Origin of the sequence: Hymenobacter sedentarius (assembly GCF_001507645.1) — a bacterium.
Taxonomy (GTDB): domain Bacteria; phylum Bacteroidota; class Bacteroidia; order Cytophagales; family Hymenobacteraceae; genus Hymenobacter; species Hymenobacter sedentarius.
The window spans coordinates 1,046,098-1,063,085 of record NZ_CP013909.1 but is presented as its reverse complement, the minus strand read 5'-3'; the positions used below and the strand labels follow the sequence as shown (position 1 = coordinate 1,063,085).

General features: G+C 62.5%; 13 protein-coding genes. 8 read left to right on the top strand and 5 right to left on the bottom strand.

Annotation, left to right across the window (positions count from 1 at the left end; all coding sequences use genetic code 11):
* Positions 1 to 146 precede the first annotated feature (146 nt).
* On the top strand, positions 147 to 1,973 hold the full coding sequence (locus AUC43_RS04500) for a tetratricopeptide repeat protein (RefSeq protein ID WP_068190414.1): 1,827 nt from the start codon (positions 147 to 149) through the stop codon (positions 1,971 to 1,973).
* Positions 1,974 to 2,337: 364 nt separating this feature from the next.
* Positions 2,338 to 4,077, top strand: a complete 1,740-nt coding sequence (gene recJ, locus AUC43_RS04495) for a single-stranded-DNA-specific exonuclease RecJ (RefSeq protein ID WP_082684902.1) — start codon at positions 2,338 to 2,340, stop codon at positions 4,075 to 4,077.
* Between the two features lie 61 nt (positions 4,078 to 4,138).
* Here recJ and AUC43_RS04490 read toward each other — a convergent pair whose 3' ends face one another.
* The gene (locus AUC43_RS04490; RefSeq protein ID WP_068190412.1) at positions 4,139 to 4,501 is read right to left on the bottom strand and encodes a DoxX family protein; all 363 of its coding nucleotides are present in this window, start codon (positions 4,499 to 4,501) and stop codon (positions 4,139 to 4,141) included.
* A gap of 221 nt (positions 4,502 to 4,722) precedes the next feature.
* Between AUC43_RS04490 and AUC43_RS04485 the strand changes: the two genes are divergently transcribed.
* Together AUC43_RS04485 and AUC43_RS04480 are read left to right on the top strand one after the other, a co-directional pair.
* A complete protein-coding gene (locus AUC43_RS04485; protein WP_068198213.1) occupies positions 4,723 to 5,883 on the top strand; it encodes an acyl-CoA dehydrogenase in 1,161 nt (386 codons plus the stop codon).
* Between the two features lie 159 nt (positions 5,884 to 6,042).
* Positions 6,043 to 6,969: a helix-turn-helix domain-containing protein gene (locus AUC43_RS04480; RefSeq protein ID WP_068190402.1), complete on the top strand. Its 927-nt coding sequence runs from the start codon at positions 6,043 to 6,045 to the stop codon at positions 6,967 to 6,969.
* Positions 6,970 to 7,052: 83 nt separating this feature from the next.
* Here AUC43_RS04480 and AUC43_RS04475 read toward each other — a convergent pair whose 3' ends face one another.
* On the bottom strand, positions 7,053 to 7,976 hold the full coding sequence (locus tag AUC43_RS04475) for a hypothetical protein (protein ID WP_068190395.1): 924 nt from the start codon (positions 7,974 to 7,976) through the stop codon (positions 7,053 to 7,055).
* Between the two features lie 368 nt (positions 7,977 to 8,344).
* Complete coding sequence (locus tag AUC43_RS04470; protein ID WP_071885814.1) at positions 8,345 to 8,707, bottom strand: eCIS core domain-containing protein; 363 nt, start codon at positions 8,705 to 8,707, stop codon at positions 8,345 to 8,347.
* Positions 8,708 to 9,041: 334 nt separating this feature from the next.
* On the opposite strand from AUC43_RS04470, the gene AUC43_RS04465 reads away from it, so the two are divergent.
* The 4 genes from AUC43_RS04465 (at position 9,042) to AUC43_RS04450 (ending at position 13,838) form a co-directional block, all read left to right on the top strand.
* Positions 9,042 to 9,737 (top strand): C40 family peptidase, encoded by a 696-nt coding sequence (locus AUC43_RS04465; RefSeq protein ID WP_068190388.1) that lies wholly within the window; start codon positions 9,042 to 9,044, stop codon positions 9,735 to 9,737.
* Positions 9,738 to 9,954: 217 nt separating this feature from the next.
* On the top strand, positions 9,955 to 11,691 hold the full coding sequence (locus tag AUC43_RS04460; RefSeq protein WP_068190381.1) for a DUF1800 domain-containing protein: 1,737 nt from the start codon (positions 9,955 to 9,957) through the stop codon (positions 11,689 to 11,691).
* Between the two features lie 103 nt (positions 11,692 to 11,794).
* Positions 11,795 to 13,369 (top strand): DUF1501 domain-containing protein, encoded by a 1,575-nt coding sequence (locus tag AUC43_RS04455; protein WP_068190380.1) that lies wholly within the window; start codon positions 11,795 to 11,797, stop codon positions 13,367 to 13,369.
* Between the two features lie 121 nt (positions 13,370 to 13,490).
* On the top strand, positions 13,491 to 13,838 hold the full coding sequence (locus AUC43_RS04450) for a hypothetical protein (protein WP_068190378.1): 348 nt from the start codon (positions 13,491 to 13,493) through the stop codon (positions 13,836 to 13,838).
* Positions 13,839 to 13,941: 103 nt separating this feature from the next.
* Here AUC43_RS04450 and AUC43_RS04445 read toward each other — a convergent pair whose 3' ends face one another.
* Both AUC43_RS04445 and AUC43_RS04440 read right to left on the bottom strand, forming a co-directional pair.
* Positions 13,942 to 14,418, bottom strand: coding sequence for an energy transducer TonB (locus AUC43_RS04445; protein ID WP_157780924.1), 477 nt, complete (start codon positions 14,416 to 14,418; stop codon positions 13,942 to 13,944).
* 101 nt (positions 14,419 to 14,519) lie between these two features.
* The gene (locus AUC43_RS04440) at positions 14,520 to 16,970 is read right to left on the bottom strand and encodes a penicillin acylase family protein (RefSeq protein WP_068190374.1); all 2,451 of its coding nucleotides are present in this window, start codon (positions 16,968 to 16,970) and stop codon (positions 14,520 to 14,522) included.
* Positions 16,971 to 16,988 lie beyond the last annotated feature (18 nt).

The window sequence follows — 16,988 nt, the reverse complement described above, 5'->3', positions numbered from 1 at the left end:
TACCTTCGGGAGCGGCCCTTTTTGTTTTTTGGGGCCCGCTGCAAATGCCCTGCAACCAAACGCACCATCCCCTGAGGTTTTGCGTTGACACGAAGCGTCCCAAACCGGGCCTTCTGCCACTTCTGCGTGAAACTGCTCCTGAACTCATGCGTCCGCATTCTCTCGTTGTAGCCGCCGCTTTCCTTCTGGCCATTCCGGCGCTGGCCCAAGAGCCCTCCAAGCCGTGGGCGCCGGTGAGCGGGGCCGCGCTAGCCGAGGACTACGCCCGCCGTGGCGAGCACGAAAAGGTGGTGTTTCTGTATGAGAAGCTCTCGGCTGAGGAGCAAACCAGCCCCGCCGTATTCCCGGTGTACCTGGCTTCCTTGCAGGCACTGAAGCGCTATAAAGAAGCCGAAAAGCTGGCCCGCAAAGCTGTGAAGCTGCACCCCGAAGACGCTACCACGGGCGTGGCACTGGGGGCGGTGTACGCCGCGGCCGGCGATGCGCCCGCGGCCGAGAAGCAGTGGCAAAAGGTGCTCAGCCAGCTCACGCCGGCGCAGGTGCTGGCCGTGGCCACGGAGTTTGGCCGCCGGGAACTACCCGAGTGGGCCGAGCGTACCTACCTGCGCGGCCGGTCGCTGGCCAAAAACGACACCGAATACGCCCCGCAGCTTATCCAGCTGTATACCCAAAGCCAGAACCAGCCCCAGGTGCTGGCCGAGACGCTGCGCCTGGTAGCCCAGGACGAAAAGCAGCTGCCCTTTGTGCGCAACATGCTGCAAAACGCCCTGCACGAAGAAAAAGACTTTGATGCGCTGGAAAAGCTCCTGCTGGCGGCCACGCAGGAGCACCCCGAGCAGGCGGCCTACAGCGAGCTGCTGCTGTGGCTGCAGGTGCAGCGCCACGATTTTACGGGGGCGCTGGTGCAGGCCCGGGCCCTCGACCGGCGCGCCCGCACCGAAGGCAGCCGCGTAATGGAGCTGGCGGCCATTGCCCAGCAAAACAAAGACTACGAAAGCGCCATCGACGGCTATGCCTACGTGGCCAAGGAGTACCGCAGCGGCCCGTATGGCAACGTGGCCCGGCAGCGGCTGCTGCAGGCCCGCGAGGCCCAGGTGCGCGACACCTACCCCGTAGATGAGGCGAAAGTGCGTGCCCTCGTCGGCGACTACGAGCAACTGCTGGCCGAGTTGGGCCGCACGCCCGACACAGCCCCCGTGCTGCGCAACCTGGCTAACTTGTATGCCTTTCAGCTCAACGACCGCGCCAAGGCCATGAGCCTGCTGCAGGAGGTGATAGACATGCCCCGCGCGAGCGACGAGGTAGTGGACGAAGCCAAAGTGACCCAGGGCGACTTGTATTTGCTGAAGGGCGAGCCCTGGGAAGCCACGCTGCTGTATTCGCAGGTGGAGAAATCACACAAGGACTCGCCGTTGGGCTACGAAGCCAAGCTGCGCAATGCCCGCCTGAGCTACTACGCCGGCGACTTCAAGCTCGCGCAAAGCCACCTCGACATTCTGAAGGAAGCTACCACCCGCGAAATTGCCAACGACGCCATGCAGCTCTCGCTGCTGATTCAGGACAACACCGTGGAGGACACGCTAGACCTAGGCCTGAAGGCCTACGCTGCGGTGGAGCAACTGGTGTTCCAGAATAAGCTGAAGGAGGCTATTGCGGGCCTGGATATGCTGCTGGAGAAGTTCCCCGGCCATTCCCTTTCCGACGATACCTACTACCTAAAGGCCCAGCTGCAGCGCCGCACCGGCGACTTTGCCGGGGCCATTGCCACGCTGGAGCGCATCACCAACAATCCCAAGTACGACGTGCTCAGCGACGATGCGTTGTTCCTGCTGGCCCGCATTCAGGAGGAAGACGTGAAGGACAAAGCCAAGGCCCAGGAGCTGTACAACCAGGTTATCACCAAATACCCCGGCAGCATCTACGTGGCCGAGGCCCGCAAGCGGTTCCGCAAGCTCCGGGGCGACGGGGTATAGTTAATGGGGTGTAGTTAAATGAAAACGCCTGTCATGCAGAGCGCAGCGAAGCATCTTATCAGGCTAGAACAAATCGTTCCATAGGGATAAGATGCTTCGCTGCGCTCTGCATGACAGACGGCGTGTTCTAGGCCATCAAAGGCTCCGCATACTTTACCCGAAAAACACGAACATTAGCGCCAGCGCCAAAATCATGGCCCCATACATGAGCACATCCGTGCCGATGTACTGGCGGTATTGGCGGTAAAAATCTTGCAGCTTACGCATAGGGCACGGCAGTAGCGAAGCCGGGCGCCAAAGATAAGCCGGCGGGTGCGGGGAGGGGTTTGGTCGTACTTTTGAGGCCATTTCTACGACGTATCAAATGCCCATATCCGCTAGTAAGCGCTGGAATTATATCCCCGAACCGGATGGCTATAAGGCCCACAGCCTCACCGAGGCCTTATTTATTGCCGCCGAAGTAGCGGCTCTGCTGGTGCAGCGGGGCATCGACACGCCCGAGGCCGCCGCGGCCTTTTTCCACCCCGACCTGCGCCAGCTGCCCAACCCGCTGCTGATGCGTGACATGGACCGCGCCGTGGCCCGCCTCACGCAGGCCTACCACGCCGGCGAAAAGGTGCTGGTATTGGGCGATTACGACGTGGACGGCATTACCTCCGTGGCCACGGTGGTGAGCTACCTCACGCCGTTATTTGGCGCGGAGCGGCTGCGCGACTACATCCCGGACCGCTATACCGAAGGCTACGGCATCTCCGAAAAGGCCATTGATTTTGCCGCGGCCAACGGCTTCCAGCTCATCGTTGCGCTGGACTGCGGCATCAAAGCCGTCGCGCAGGTAGCCTACGCTACCAGCCAAGGCGTTGACTTCATCATTTGCGACCACCACCTGCCCGGCGAAGAACTGCCCGCAGCCGTGGCCGTGCTCGACCCCAAGCGGGCCGACTGTGAATATCCGTACAAGGAGCTGTCGGGCTGTGGGGTGGGCTTCAAGCTGATGCAGGCGTTGGGCGAACGCCTGGGCTTGCCCGAGGCGCGGCTGCACGACCTGCTGGATTTGGTGACGGTGAGCATTGCGGCCGACATCGTGCCCATCACCGGCGAAAACCGCATCCTGGCCGCCCACGGCCTGCGGCGCTTCAACGAAGACGCCCACTTGCTGCGGCCAGGGCTGGCGGCCCTGCGCGAGCTGGCCACGCTGCGCGAGGGCCCGCTGGGCATCAGCAGCCTGATATTCGGCTTTGCGCCGCGCATTAATGCGGCCGGCCGCATGGGCGATGCGCGCCGCGCCGTGGCCATGCTGCTCGCCCCCGACCAGCAGGAGGCCCGCTACACCGCCGAAGTGGTGGACCAGATGAACCAGCAGCGCCGCGGCTCCGACCAGCACACCACCCAGGAGGCGCTGGACATGATTGCCGGCAGCCCCACGCTGCAAAACGCCCGCGCCACCGTGCTTTACAAGTCCGACTGGCACCAGGGCGTGTTGGGCATCGTGGCCTCGCGCTGCCTCGACCAATACTACCGTCCCACCGTCATCCTCACCCAGCGCGATGGCAAGGCCACGGGCTCGGCCCGCTCCGTGGCGGGGTTCGACGTACACGAAGCCCTGGAGGCCTGCGCCCCGCTGCTCGACCAGTTCGGTGGGCACCGCGCCGCGGCCGGCCTCACGTTGAAGGTGGAAAACGTGCCGGCTTTCCAGCGGCGGTTTGAGGAAGTGGTGGCCGATACCCTCACCACCGAACACCTCGTGCGGCCGGTGGAAGTGGCGGCGGCGCTGCCCCTGAGCCGCATCAACGAAGAGTTTTTTTCGGAGCTGCGCCGCATGGAGCCGTTCGGGCCGGGCAACCCCAATCCCGTGTTTGCGTCGCGGCGGCTGGTGGCCGTGCCCAATAGCGCCCGGGTGGTGGGGCAGGGGCACCTCAAGCTACGCCTGGCCTCGGCCGATACGTCGGGGCCGGCCGTGGACGCCATCGGTTTCGGCCTGGCCGACTACCTGACGGAAATTGAGCTAGGCCAGCCGTTCAGCGCGTGCTATACCGTTGAGCTAAACGAGTACCGCGGCCAGCGCAGCGTGCAGCTGCGGCTGCTGGACGTGCGCTGGGAGTAGGGCCAGTAGTACCTGTTCAGCTCAGATTTTCCGGCTATTCAATCGCGGGGCGAAAATTCCGCTACCGTTGGCGGCTTACCCGCCAAACCCACCACATCAGCGGAAGCTGCAGGGGCAGCCGGCCCCAGGCCACCCAACTCGAAATGCCGAGCTGCTCGTGAATCAGGGCCATGTAGAGGTTGGCCGGAAACACGGCTACCAGCAGCGCCAGCAGGCCCCAGCCCGCCAGGCGTCGGGTGCGGTGGAGCAGCAGGCCTACCCCGCCCAGGACTTCGAAAATGCCGCTCACGTACACCAGCGCTAGCGAATGGGGCAGCTGCGGCGGCATAATGGCCAGATACGTAGCGGGGTGCACAAAATGCCAGGTGCCGGCCAGCACAAAAAGCAGGGCCAGCGCGTAGCAGCTGAGGAGGCGTAGCGTCATGAAGTAATAAAAGTCGTGCTTGGCGCGGCATTATCGAGCTAAAGCATCCAAACCGCCGCGGCGGGCAGGCCGCGTTTTTCTTTTCCCAGCAGGGCGACGGTGAGTAAGGGTTTTAGCTTTCAGATTGTTGGGTAGTGCAAGAATGCCAGAATGGTGCACCTTGTCCGCCCCGCGCTATGGGCGTACTTTTGTTCTTTCAACGCCATATTCCCACCCCGTACATGCAAACCGCTACTTCCACCAACATTTACCAGCTGACCGAAGAGCAGCTGGCCGTGCGCGACGCCGCCCGTGATTTTGCCCAAAGCGAGCTGTGGGCCGGGGTCATTGAGCGCGACGAGCACCAGAAATTTCCCACTGAGCAAATCAAGAAAATGGGCGAGCTGGGGTTCATGGGCATGATGGTAAGCCCCGACTACGGCGGCAGCGGCCTCGACACCGTGAGCTACGTGCTGGCCATGGAAGAAATCAGCAAGGTGGATGCTTCCTGCTCGGTTATCATGAGCGTGAACAACTCGCTGGTGTGCTGGGGCCTGGAAAAGTACGGCACCGAAGAGCAGAAGCAGAAGTACCTGCCGCGCCTGTGCTCGGGCGAAATCATCGGCGCCTTCGCCCTGAGCGAGCCCGAAGCCGGCTCCGATGCCACCAGCCAGCGCACCACCGCCGAAGACAAAGGCGACCACTACCTGCTCAACGGCACCAAGAACTGGATTACCAACGGCACCACCGCCTCGGTGTACTTGGTTATCGCCCAAACCAACCCCGAGCTGAAGTCGCGCGGCATCAACGTGCTGATTGTCGACAAGGACATGCCCGGCTTCATCCAGGGCCCCAAGGAGAATAAACTCGGCATCCGGGGCTCCGACACCTGCTCGCTAATGTTCACCGACGTGAAGGTGCCCAAGGAGAACCGCATCGGCGCCGACGGCTTCGGCTTCAAGTTTGCCATGCAGGTGCTGGCCGGTGGCCGCATTGGCATTGCGGCGCAGGCCCTGGGCATTGCCTCCGGCTCGCTGGAGCTGAGCCTGAAGTACGCCAAGGAGCGCAAGGCCTTCGGGGTCGAAATTGCCAAGCACCAGGCCATTCAGTTCAAGCTGGCCGACATGGCCACCAACGTCGACGCGGCGCGGCTGCTGTGCCTGCAGGCCGCGGCCGACAAGGACAGCGGGGCCGACTACGCCAAGTCGGGCGCCATGGCCAAGCTCTTTGCTTCCAAGGTGGCGATGGACTCGGCAGTAGAAGCCGTGCAGATTCATGGTGGCTACGGCTTTGTGAAAGAATACCACGTGGAGCGCTTCATGCGCGACGCCAAGATTACCCAGATTTACGAGGGGACTTCCGAAATTCAGAAAATTGTGATTTCGCGGGAAATCCTCAAGTAAGGGCCGAATTGCCTAAAATTCAGATTCATTGCACAAAACCCAGCCACTATTTGGCTGGGTTTTTAGTTTTTGTGAATTTCAACCTGTTATATTGCACTGCGGTAGCCACCCAGTTACCCAACCCGCACCCTCCAACAGGCCCTTTCGGCAGTTCGAATTATGGAAGATTACAATAAAGTCATTGAGTCGCTAGGCGTCCGCTACATCAAGGCCAAAAATCTGGTTTTGCACCAGCCCTTCACGGTAAAGAATTCCTATGACGTCGGCAACAACCTTATTCTCTTGCACAAGGGCCACATCACCTTTGGCGACGAGGAAACGGTAGTGGAGGAAGGCGAAATGCTCTTCATCCCCGGCGGCCGCCCCACCCGCGTGAGCTACGGCGTCGACCAGAAGAACCGGGTTATCACCAACGACGACCTCATCACCAACAAGGATAAGTTCTTCCATTCCAACGACAACCTCGACCTGATTGGCGACGCCGACGAAAGTCACAGCTTTGTAAGCTTCGAAGCCAAGGTGTTTGACTCGGTGAACTTCTTCGCCTCGCTCGACGTGCCGGCCTTCCTCATCAGCGGCCAGCCCAAGCTCGCCAACCTGGTGATTAAGGTGGTAGAGGAAAGCATGCAGGATCTGCCCGGCCGCGAGCGCCTCATCAACATCTACACCGAGAACATCGTGGTGGAAGTGGTGCGCTACGTGCTGCGCAACAACATGTTTGTGGAGCAGCTGGCCACCAACAGCACCTACTTCAAGGACCCGCGCCTCATCGACCTGTTCAACTACATCAAGGAGAACCTGGGCGGCGACCTGAGCAATAAGGTGCTGAGCGGCGTGGCCAACGTGAGCGAAGACTATGTGGGCCAGTACTTCAAGATGCTGACCAACATCAACCCGCAGGACTACATCGAATACCAGCGCATGGAGCGCGCCGTGTTCCTGCTGCGCACCACCAAAAAGAGCATCCGCGACATCGGCAAGGAAGTGGGCTACAAAGACACCGCGTACTTCTGCCGCCGCTTTAAGATGATGTTCGGCATTCCGGCCGGCAAGATGCGCCGCCGCGAGTCGGCCATGAACATCTAGCACACCACTGTTGCCTAAACAAAAAGCCCCGCTTCAAGCTGAAGCGGGGCTTTTTGATGGACCTCGTGCCTTAGGCACTGGGCCTATTCGATGCTGCGGAAGTCTTCGTGTTTGGTACGGTAGCTGCTTTCGGAAGTGCGCGAGCCAAAGTCGCCGCCCGAAGACGAGGAGCCAAAGCCGGCACCGCTGCTTGCGCCACTGCTGCCCGTGGTGCTGCCACTGGAGCTGTAGTTGTTGCCACGGTCGCTATTAGAGCCGAGGTTACCACCACGGTCGCTGCTGGAGCCGTAGCTGCTGCCGTGGTCGCTGTTTGAGCCGTAGTTGCTGCTGCCGCGGTCGCTGCTGCTGGAGCTAGCCCCCGAACCGTAGCTGCTGCTGCTGTTGTAGTTGCCGCTGCTGCCATAGCCCGCGCCGCTGTTGCCATAAGCCGAGCCGCTATCGGAACGGCCGCTGCCCACCGTGGTGCGGCGGCTGTTGGACGCATCGGGCGCCTGGTAGCCGTAGCTGGAGCGGCGGCCGTAGCTGCCGCTGCTCTGGCGGTCGTAGCGCGATTCCGAGGTGCCGGATTTGCCTTTGCGCGTGGCCAAGTACCCAAGGCCCACGGCCAGCAGGGCCCCGCCCACAATTTTCTGGGTCGTGGTCAGGTCGCCGACGCGGGTGGCGGCCCGCGAGCCCCATTCTTTTACGCTCTGAGGAAGCTGGTTCACGCTGTTGAGCACGCCCGAATCCTCAATCCATTTTTTGCCGCTTTCCAGCACCGAGTTGAGCATTTTATCGCCCTGCTGGCCTTCGCCCTGGGCACCGCTTTCTTGGTTGCGCTGGTCGCCGGCCTGACCGCCCGTGCTGCCTTGGGCCGAGGCGCCGCGGGCCGAACTCGATTTGCGCGAACCGCTGGCGCCGGTTCCGGTAGCATCGGCGCCTGCGCTACCTGTCGTATTACCTGCGTTTTGGTTTCGAACGTCGTCACCAGGCATGGGGGAGCCCGATTGGTTTTGTTGGTTATCCATAGTGAAAGTAACTAAATAATAGGTGAAAAGGAAGGAGAAAATGGGTGCGCCGCAGAAGGGCGGCGCGGGCTTTTATTCGTAAGTTTTCTGGCTTATGTTGCACTAGTACTCAATAATTTAAAACTTAACCATAATTCTATACTTGGCTGCTTTGCAGGCGGAAGCTCGTTGCTTCTTGGGCTTAACGCCCTTGTCTCCATAGCCCCGTTGGCCCGCGCGGGCGGCTATGTTGGGCCGGCGTAGGGCCGCGGCGAGCAGCTTCCTGCCGCCACTTCCGGGGCTGTATAAGGGCTCTGAAATTTCGGGTGCTATAAGCAAACGGCCCGCCTCGGTAGGGAGGCGGGCCGTTTGCGGGGCAGGGCACTGGGCTAGCTCTGGGCGGGCCTGGGCTGCGAATGCTTGGGCAGCGGGCGTAGGGTATGGAGTGGGTCGGCCAGCACCACGCGCCGGGCTTCTTCGCGGGCTTCCACCTCGTACTTGTTGTGGTAGTAGCCCACGCGGGCCGACTCGACCAGGTATTTCCAAAGAAAGCGCACCAGGCCATGTTCCCGGTATTGGCGCACGTGCACCAGCTCGTGGGCAACCCATTCGGCGTCGGCGAGGAACTGCTCGCGGTTGGCGCCGCTCAGGTGCACCGTCTGGCCAATGACCATGGCCACGCGCTGGCTGCGCAGCACGGCGCGGGCAATCCGGGCAAGGGGGGAGTTAGTCCAGGTTCGGATGGGCTGCATGGGGGCAAGGTACAGAAATATTGCGGGCAGGCTGATACGAGGGTAGGGGCAATACGGTTGTCATAGAATAAGCTATTTTACTATGATTAAATTGGTTTTAAAGAAGAATATTTGGTTTTTTCCGCGCAAAAATGCTGAGTTTACCAGAAGTTAGGGCTAGCTTTACCCAACGTCGGAATTCATAAGAAATATGAATTACCAGATACCAAGTCTTTTCTCTCACTTATCACTCGGCTACCCCCAGCCTTGCCTATCGCCTAAGAAACCCCTTAGCCCGGCTTTTCCTCCCCTGAACAGGAACCCGGAATTTTTGCCCAACCCCTAACGACGGACAATGAAAAATAGCATTCTGTATTGCCTCGCCGCTGGCTCGCTAGCTCTCTCCTTCTTCTTCGAACGCGCCCCCGATGCTTCGATTACGGTTCGTGCCACTGCGGCACCAGCCGTAGCCGAAGCATCGCTGTTTCCGGCCCTGACGATGAACGAGCGGGTTTCGGAAGTTTCCGAGCCAGCTGCTGCGCCGGCCAATACGCCCGCTACCAAGCCCGCCACGGCCGCCGAGTTGGCCGCCTCGCGCGACTCGCTGGCCTACCACTACTATGCGCAGACCCTGGGCCTGCGCCTGGCCTTCGACGAAAACAAGGACCTGCTGCGCACCGTGACCGACTGGATAGGGACGCCCTACCGCTACGGCAACAACACGCGCCGCGGCACCGATTGCTCGGGCTTTGTGACCCGCGTGTTTCGCGAGGTGTACGGCGTGACGCTGCAGCGCTCGTCGCGCTCCATGTTCACGACCACCAAGCACGTGGCCAAAAGCGAGATGAAAACCGGCGACCTGGTGTTTTTTCGCCGGGGCAGCGGACCCATCTACCACGTAGGCATCTACTTGAAAGACGGCAAGTTTGCGCATTCTGCCTGCAACGGCGGCGTGATGGTGAGCTCCTTGAACCAGCCCTACTACCACCGTAATTTCTACGCCGCCGGCCGCGTGCGCGCCGCCGAAGAGGCCAACGAGACGGCCGACTAAGCCCCGTAGCTCAATAGAACCAGGCAAAGCGCCCGGCCCCTGCGGCCGGGCGCTTTTTTCTTGCCCGGCACCCGGCAGCGTGCGGCAAAAACTTTCAGGCGTGCATTAAACCCCAGTCGAAGTCCAAGGTCCTTGCTAAGGAACTGAAACATAGTGCGGATGATGCTTGGATTTAAGTATATTTAGAGCTGCTTAGGGTCTTTTGTCGTGCTTGTTTATGAACCGTAGACTTTTCCTTCAACGAAACACTGCTGCGATTCGCTCTTCGGCCGGGGCCAGGGCCGCACAACTGGGCGCGGCGGCCATTCTGCCCGCCGAAACCGGGCCACCCGAAACCATCAGTCGCTACGCCAACAAAGCGCTGCCCACCGGACTGGCGCGGAGCACGAGCGCGCTCACGGCTTACGCCGGGCCGTGGGGCTATGCCCAGGCCGCCCACCTGCTGCGCCGCTGCCTGTTTGGCCCCACTCGCCCCGAGATACTGGCGGCGGCCGGCTCCAGCCTCACGGCCGTGCTCAACGGGCTGCTCACGGCCCCGGGCGCGCCGGCGCCGCCCCTGAACGTTTCGGCCACCGACACCAGCGTACCCATCGGCCAGACCTGGACCGCGCAGGCGTTCGACCAGAACATTGAGGGCGTCCGCCGGGCGTCGCTGCGCGACTGGTGGCTGGGGCAGGTGCTGGGCCAGGGCACGTCGCTGGCCGAGAAGATGACGCTGTTCTGGCACAATCACTTTGTAATCGCGCTGGGTACTATCAACGATGCCCGCATGGGCTATGAGTACTGCCGGCTGCTGCGCCAGCACGCGTTGGGTAATGTGAAGCAGCTGGCCAAGGATGTGACCGTGACGCCCGCCATGCTGCGCTACCTCAACGGCAACCAGAGCACGGCCGGCAACCCCAATGAGAACTACGGCCGCGAGCTGCTGGAGCTCTTCACCGTGGGCAAGGGCCCGCTCATTGGGCCGGGCAACTACACCAACTACACCGAGGCCGATGTGCAAGCCGCCGCCCGCGTGCTCACCGGCTGGCGCGACCAGAGTACGCCGGTGGGCAGCTACTTCACGGCCAGCCGGCACGACGCCACCACCAAGGTCTTTTCGGCCGCGTTTGGCAACGCCCGCATCGCGGCCAATGGCGCGGCCGAGTACCAGGACCTCATCAACCTCATTTTTCAGCAGGCCGAAACGGCGCGCTTCGTGGTGCGCAAGCTGTACCGCTGGTTTGTGTATTATGTGATTGATGCGCAAACCGAAGCGAACATCATTCAGCCGTTGGCGACGCTGCTGGTGCAAAGCAACTTTGAGGTGGCGCCGGTGCTGCGGACCCTGCTCAGCTCCGAGCATTTCTTTGACGCGGCCAACCAAGGGTGCCTTATCAAAAGCCCCCTGGATTTCTCGGTGGGCCTGTGCCGGCAGATGCAGGTGGCGTTTCCGCCCGCTACCAACGTGGTGGCCCAATACGGGATGTGGAACTACCTCAACGGGGTGGTCAGCCTGCAGCAGCAAACCCTCGGCGACCCGCCGAACGTGGCGGGCTGGGCTGCCTACTACCAGACGCCGCAGTACCACGAGCTGTGGATAAACGCCGTGACCCTGCCGCGCCGCAACCAGGTAACGGACCTGTTTATTGCTGGCGGCTACACGCGCAACAGCACCAAAATCGTGATTGACCCGGTGGCGCTGGTGCAGTCGTTTCCGGCCACCACGGCGTCGGACTGCAACCTGCTCATTGCCGAGTTTGTGGCGCTGATGGTGCCCATTCCGCTTACGGCCAACCAAGTGGCCTTCTTAAAATCGGCGCTGCTGCCGGGCCTGCCCGACTTTGAGTGGACCGTGGAGTGGCAGCAATTTCTGGCCGCGCCCACCAACACGGCCAAAAAAGCGGCGGTGGCCACCAAGCTGCAGGCCATGCTGCGCGCCCTGATGGGGCTGGCCGAGTACCATTTGTCTTAATGTAAAGCGGTTAGTCATCGGTGGCTCGGGCCGTGCCCCTTGGGCTGAAGCCGGCGGTACGAACGGACGCTAACAGCAGTAGCTCACAGCCAACAGCTCAATTATGAAACGTCGCGAATTTCTACACACTACGGCGGCGGCCACGGCGGGAGCCGCGCTGCTGAGCGGGCTGCCCATCGGCGCCTACGGGTACTCGCCCGCGCTGGCCGCGCTCACGAACGCCACCACGCAGTCGGACAAGGTATTGGTTATCATTCAGCTGCAGGGCGGCAACGATGGCCTGAACATGATTATCCCCCTCGACCAGTACCCGGCCCTGATGGCGGCGCGGCCCACTATTGCCCTGCCCCAGAACGCCGTGTTGCCGCTCACGGCGGCCACGGGCATTCACCCGGCCATGGCGGCGCTGCACAACCTCTACCAGAACGGCCAGGTGGGCGTGGTGCAAAGCGTGGGCTACCCCAACCCGAACTTCTCGCACTTCCGGGCCACCGACATCTGGACGTCGGGCTCGGATTCGAACGTGACCCTGACCACGGGCTGGGCCGGGCGCTACCTCGACGGCGAGTTTCCCGGCTACCCCACGGGCTACCCCAGCCCCCAGAGCCCCGACCCGCTGGCCATCAGCATCGGCTCGGTGGTGAGCAACTGCGTGCAGGGGCCCAGCGTGAACATGGGCATGGCCATTGCCAATACCTCGTCGTTCTACCAGCTGCTGAGCGGCGGCGTGGACGCCGCCCCCAACACCCCGGCCGGGCACGAGCTCACGTTTATCCGCCAAGTGGTGAGCCAGACGCAGGTTTACACCACCACCATTCAGGCTGCGGCCCGGCGCGCCCAGAACCTCTCGCCGCTGTACCCCACGGCGGGCCAAAACACGCTGGCCGACCAGCTCAAAATTGTGGCGCAGCTGGTGGCCGGCGGCCTGAGCACCCGCATTTACGTGTGCACGCTCGGGGGCTTCGATACCCACACACTGCAAGTGCCCGCCACGGGCAGCACCAGCACCGGCACCCACGCCGCGCTGCTGGGCAAAATCGCGGAGGCCGTGAATGCGTTTCAGGACGACTTGCGCCGCTTATCGGTGCAAGACCGGGTGGTGGGGCTGACGTTCTCGGAATTCGGCCGCCGCATCCGGGCCAATGCCGGCTACGGCACCGACCACGGCGCGGCGGCCCCGCTGCTGGTGTTTGGCACCAAGGTGAACCCCATCGTGCACGGGCCCAACCCCACGCTGCCCGCCAACGCCGGCGTGAACGACAACATCGCCATGCAGTACGACTTTCGCAGCGTCTACACCAGCATCCTGCAAGACTGGTTCCAGGTGGCCCCGGCCACCCTCAGGCAGCTGTTTGGGCAAAGCTTTCCCTACGTGCCGGTACTGCGGGCCGGCGCCCTGGCCACCACCCCGGCCGCAGAAGCCGCCGAATTCACCGTATACCCCAACCCCGCCACGCGCGACGGCACAGCCACCGTGGCCTACGAAAGCACCGGCGCCCACGTGCAAATTGTGCTGCTCGATACGCTGGGCCGGGAGGTACGCCGCGCCGTGGACCGCGTGCTGCCCCGGGGCTCCCAGCAGCTACCCGTGGACCTGCATGGGCTGCCGGCCGGCGCCTATTACTGCCAGGTGCGCGAAGCCGAGCACAGCGGCTCGCGAATACTTGTGGTTCAGTAGCGCAGTGCTATTTCAAAGGAAAGTGAGGTAAAAAGGCAGCCCATCGGCAAACTTTTGCGTACAGCAGTTTTCGAGGCCAACGCCTTGTCTTCTTTCACCTCCTCCTTTCAATACCTTCTTTATGGAATCCCAAATCGAACAGCAGCTCGAAAAAATCATGCCCGAAGACCTCGCGCGTACTTTCGAAAGTGCTTACTACGTACTGTTCCAGGGCCAGCACGAGCATATGGATGACCTGCTGAAGCACGGCGGCACGTTGCTGCGCAAGGCAGCTCAACGCTTCACGCCGACCCAAATGGTGCTGGGCATTGCCGCCCTGGCCACGGTGGCCGTCGTTATCATCAGCCGCACCATGGACGATGACCACGAGGGCGAAGCCCACGACGTGAGCTCGCGGGGCGAAAAGCGCCAGCTTGCCGCCAGCAAAGACGCTAACCGGGACAAAGGCACTGACAACGGCAATAAATAGCCGGCAATTATACGCATACAAAAAGCCGCTTCCTTGGGAGCGGCTTTTTTGCTTTTAAGCTTTAGTAGCTGGTGCAGCCGCTAGTAACAAAGGCTGGGAGAAGTTATTCCGCTTTCGAAACCGGGGTCGCCGGCAAGGGAAAGGGCACGGGCAGCGAAAGGGCCACGGCTACGGGCTGCCCCGCTTGCCGGCCGGGCACGAGGCGGGGCAGCTTTTTCACGGCGGCCAGTACGGCCTCATCGCAGCCGCCGCCCAGGGCTCTGACGATTCGGGCATCGCGCAGCTGCCCGTCCGACCCCACAGTAACGGTGGCGTAAACCGTACCCTTGGCCGTTTTGTCGAACCGCATCCCCGACTTGGCCACGCTGTTTTGGATGGTCTGAATGATGGCCTCGTTGCCACCCCCGGTGGGCAGCTGAGGCATCTGCTCTACCGAGAGGTACACCCGGCCAATGGTTTTTACGGGGATTTCCTGCGGGGAAGCAGTTTGAGCGACGGCCGGGCCAGCAAGCGCAACGGCCACCAGCAGTGCAGCCCGGCTGGCCAGCTTGGGCAAACGAACGAACGGGGAGCTTTTCATTTTCATAAGAAAGGAAAGGTGCGACGGGAAGCGCTAGGCCTGTAGCAAATTAACCAATTAACGAATAGAAGGCTACATATTATAAGCAGCCGAAATCCCGGCTATCTGCCTTGCAGCGTCCAGGCCGTGGGCACCCGCGGGTGCTGCTCCTGGGCCGAGCGCAGGAACACCAGCTCGTCGAGCTGGCCCACGCGCCAGGTTTCGAGCAGGTTGTTGTAGTACGGCGAGCCGGGGTTGCCGCTTTGGCCGCCGGGGTACACGCCGTAGGCCCGCACCTGCGGGCCCAGCGCCACCACCATGCGCCAGGAGGGGCCGTTGCGCTCGGAGGTGGCGTTCACGATGCCGGCGCCTCCGCCGCAGTCCACGTCCATCTGCCCGAAGCCCGGGAGCTGCAGCAGGTGCAGCACGTCGGTGCTTTTCTGGTTGGCCCAGCGCCACTTGGGGCCCAGGGGGCCGAACTTGCGGGTGAGCGAATCGGTGGCGAAGCGCAGGCTTTGCAGGGCCAGCTGGGGCAGGGTTTCGTGGGTGGCGGTGCGGCGGTCGTCTATCCACGGCGAGTTGGGCTCGTTTAGAATCAGGTTATTGGTGCGGTCGCGGGCCGGGTAGCGCATTTCCAGGCCGGTGGCCTTGGGGCCGAAGTCATCGTCCCAGAGGCGCTTCACCAGGTCGTTGTACCAGAGGTTGAACACGCTGGGGCCGATGGCATCGGCAGTGTACTGGTAGGGCCAGCGGCGCATTTCGGCCAGCACTTTTCCCTCGGGCGAATCGGCGGCGGGCAGTGCGCTACCGGTGGCTTCGTTAGCAAGGGTCAGCATTCGGGGGAGCATGAGCTGGGCGTTGAGGTCGAGCACGTCGTTTTGGAGCTGGCGCAGGCTGTCGGGCGTGACCTGGCGCATGGCGGCGAGGCGCTGATTGATGCGGTGGCCGCGCTCGTAGTTGGCGAAGGTCCAGTTCAGGTAATACGGGTAGTCGGGGCCAGCTGAAAACTGGTTGGCCGAGCTCACGAAGCCGCGGGCCGGGTTCTTCACGTGCGGGTTCTGGGCCTGCGGTATCCAGCCCTGCCAGTCGTAGGCCGGGTCGGTGCCGTCGAGCAGGAACTTGCCCTGGTCGTGCCATTTCAGCGGGAAGCGGCCGTTGGGCCAGATGGCAATGTCCTTCTCGTTGTCGGCAAAAATGAAGTTCTGGGCCGGCGAGCCCCAGGTGGCCAGGGCGGCGGTGTAGTCGGCGTAGCTGCGGGCCCGGTTGAGCCGATATAAGGTCATTATCTCGTCGGCGCCGTCGTGGGCGGTCCAGCGCATGGCGTGGCCGATGGGCGTCTGGGGCAGGAAAGGTTTTTCGGCCTTGTCGTACACCACGGGGCCGTGGTGGGTGTAGAGCACGGTATCGAGCCGGTCGGGTTGGCCGCGCACCTTGATATGCTCCACCACCCGGCGCACGGGTTTCCAGCGGCCGTCGTGCCAGTACTCGCGGCGGGTGTTGTCCTTGAACTTGAGCTGGTAGAAGTCGAGCACGTCGGCGGCTACGTTGGTTACGCCCCAGGCCGCGTTCTCATTAAAGCCGATGATGACCGTGGGCGCACCCGGAATGGTGACGCCGTACACGTTCACGCCGGGCGCGTTGAGCTGAATCTGGTACCAGATGCTGGGCAGGTTGAGCTGCAGGTGCGGGTCGTTGGCCAGCAGTGGGTAGCCCGAGGCCGACTTGGCCCCACTCACTGCGAAGTTGTTGGAGCCCAGCTCGGCATCGGGCTCGGTGCGCAGCGGGTTGGCCGCGTAGGCTGCCTCAAACGACCGGGGCACGGGCGGTGCGGCCAGGGGCTTGAAATCCAGCGGCGTGCCTACCGGCACGATGGGGTCTTCCCGCGTGGGGTAGTCCGGAAACAGGTCTTTGGTGACGGCCGGGCCGTACTTGCGCAGGATGTTGCTCATGCGCAGGTCGTCGGTGCGGCCGCTCAGGTCCCAGGCCATGAACTTGAGCAGCAGCGCGCACTTCAGCGGCTGCCAGGGCTCGGGGCGGTAGTCGAGCAGCTTGTACTCGAAGGGCAGCGTGGCCGGCGTGAGCTGGCCGATGTAGGCATTCACCCCGGCCGAATACGACTCCAGCACGGTGCGCGTGGTGGGGTTGGCCATCATCACTTTCAGGGAGTTGGCGGCGCCAAAGGGCAGGCCCATGCGCCGGAAAAACCGGTCGGTTTCCAGCCGGGCGGGGCCTACTATTTCGGCCAGGCGCCCGGCGGCCACGTGCGTCTGAAACTCCATCTGCCAGAGCCGGTCGCGGGCCGTGAGGTAGCCCTGGGCAAAGTACAGGTCGTGGTCGTTTTGGGCAAACACGTGCGGCACCCGGCGGTCGTCGTAGCGCACCGTCACGGGCTGCTGCAGCCCGGCCAACGCCAGGGTTTGCTGGGCCGGAAAATCGTGCGCGGCCTCCCCGTTTTGCCAGAAGCCGCGGTAGGGGCTCAGCAGCTTGCCAAACGGCGGAACGTCCCCTTGTTTGGAGTTCAGCGTCCACACCAGGGTGAGGCCGACGGCCAGCGCCAACAGGGCTTTAATCATTGTAGTTGACCGTTGATA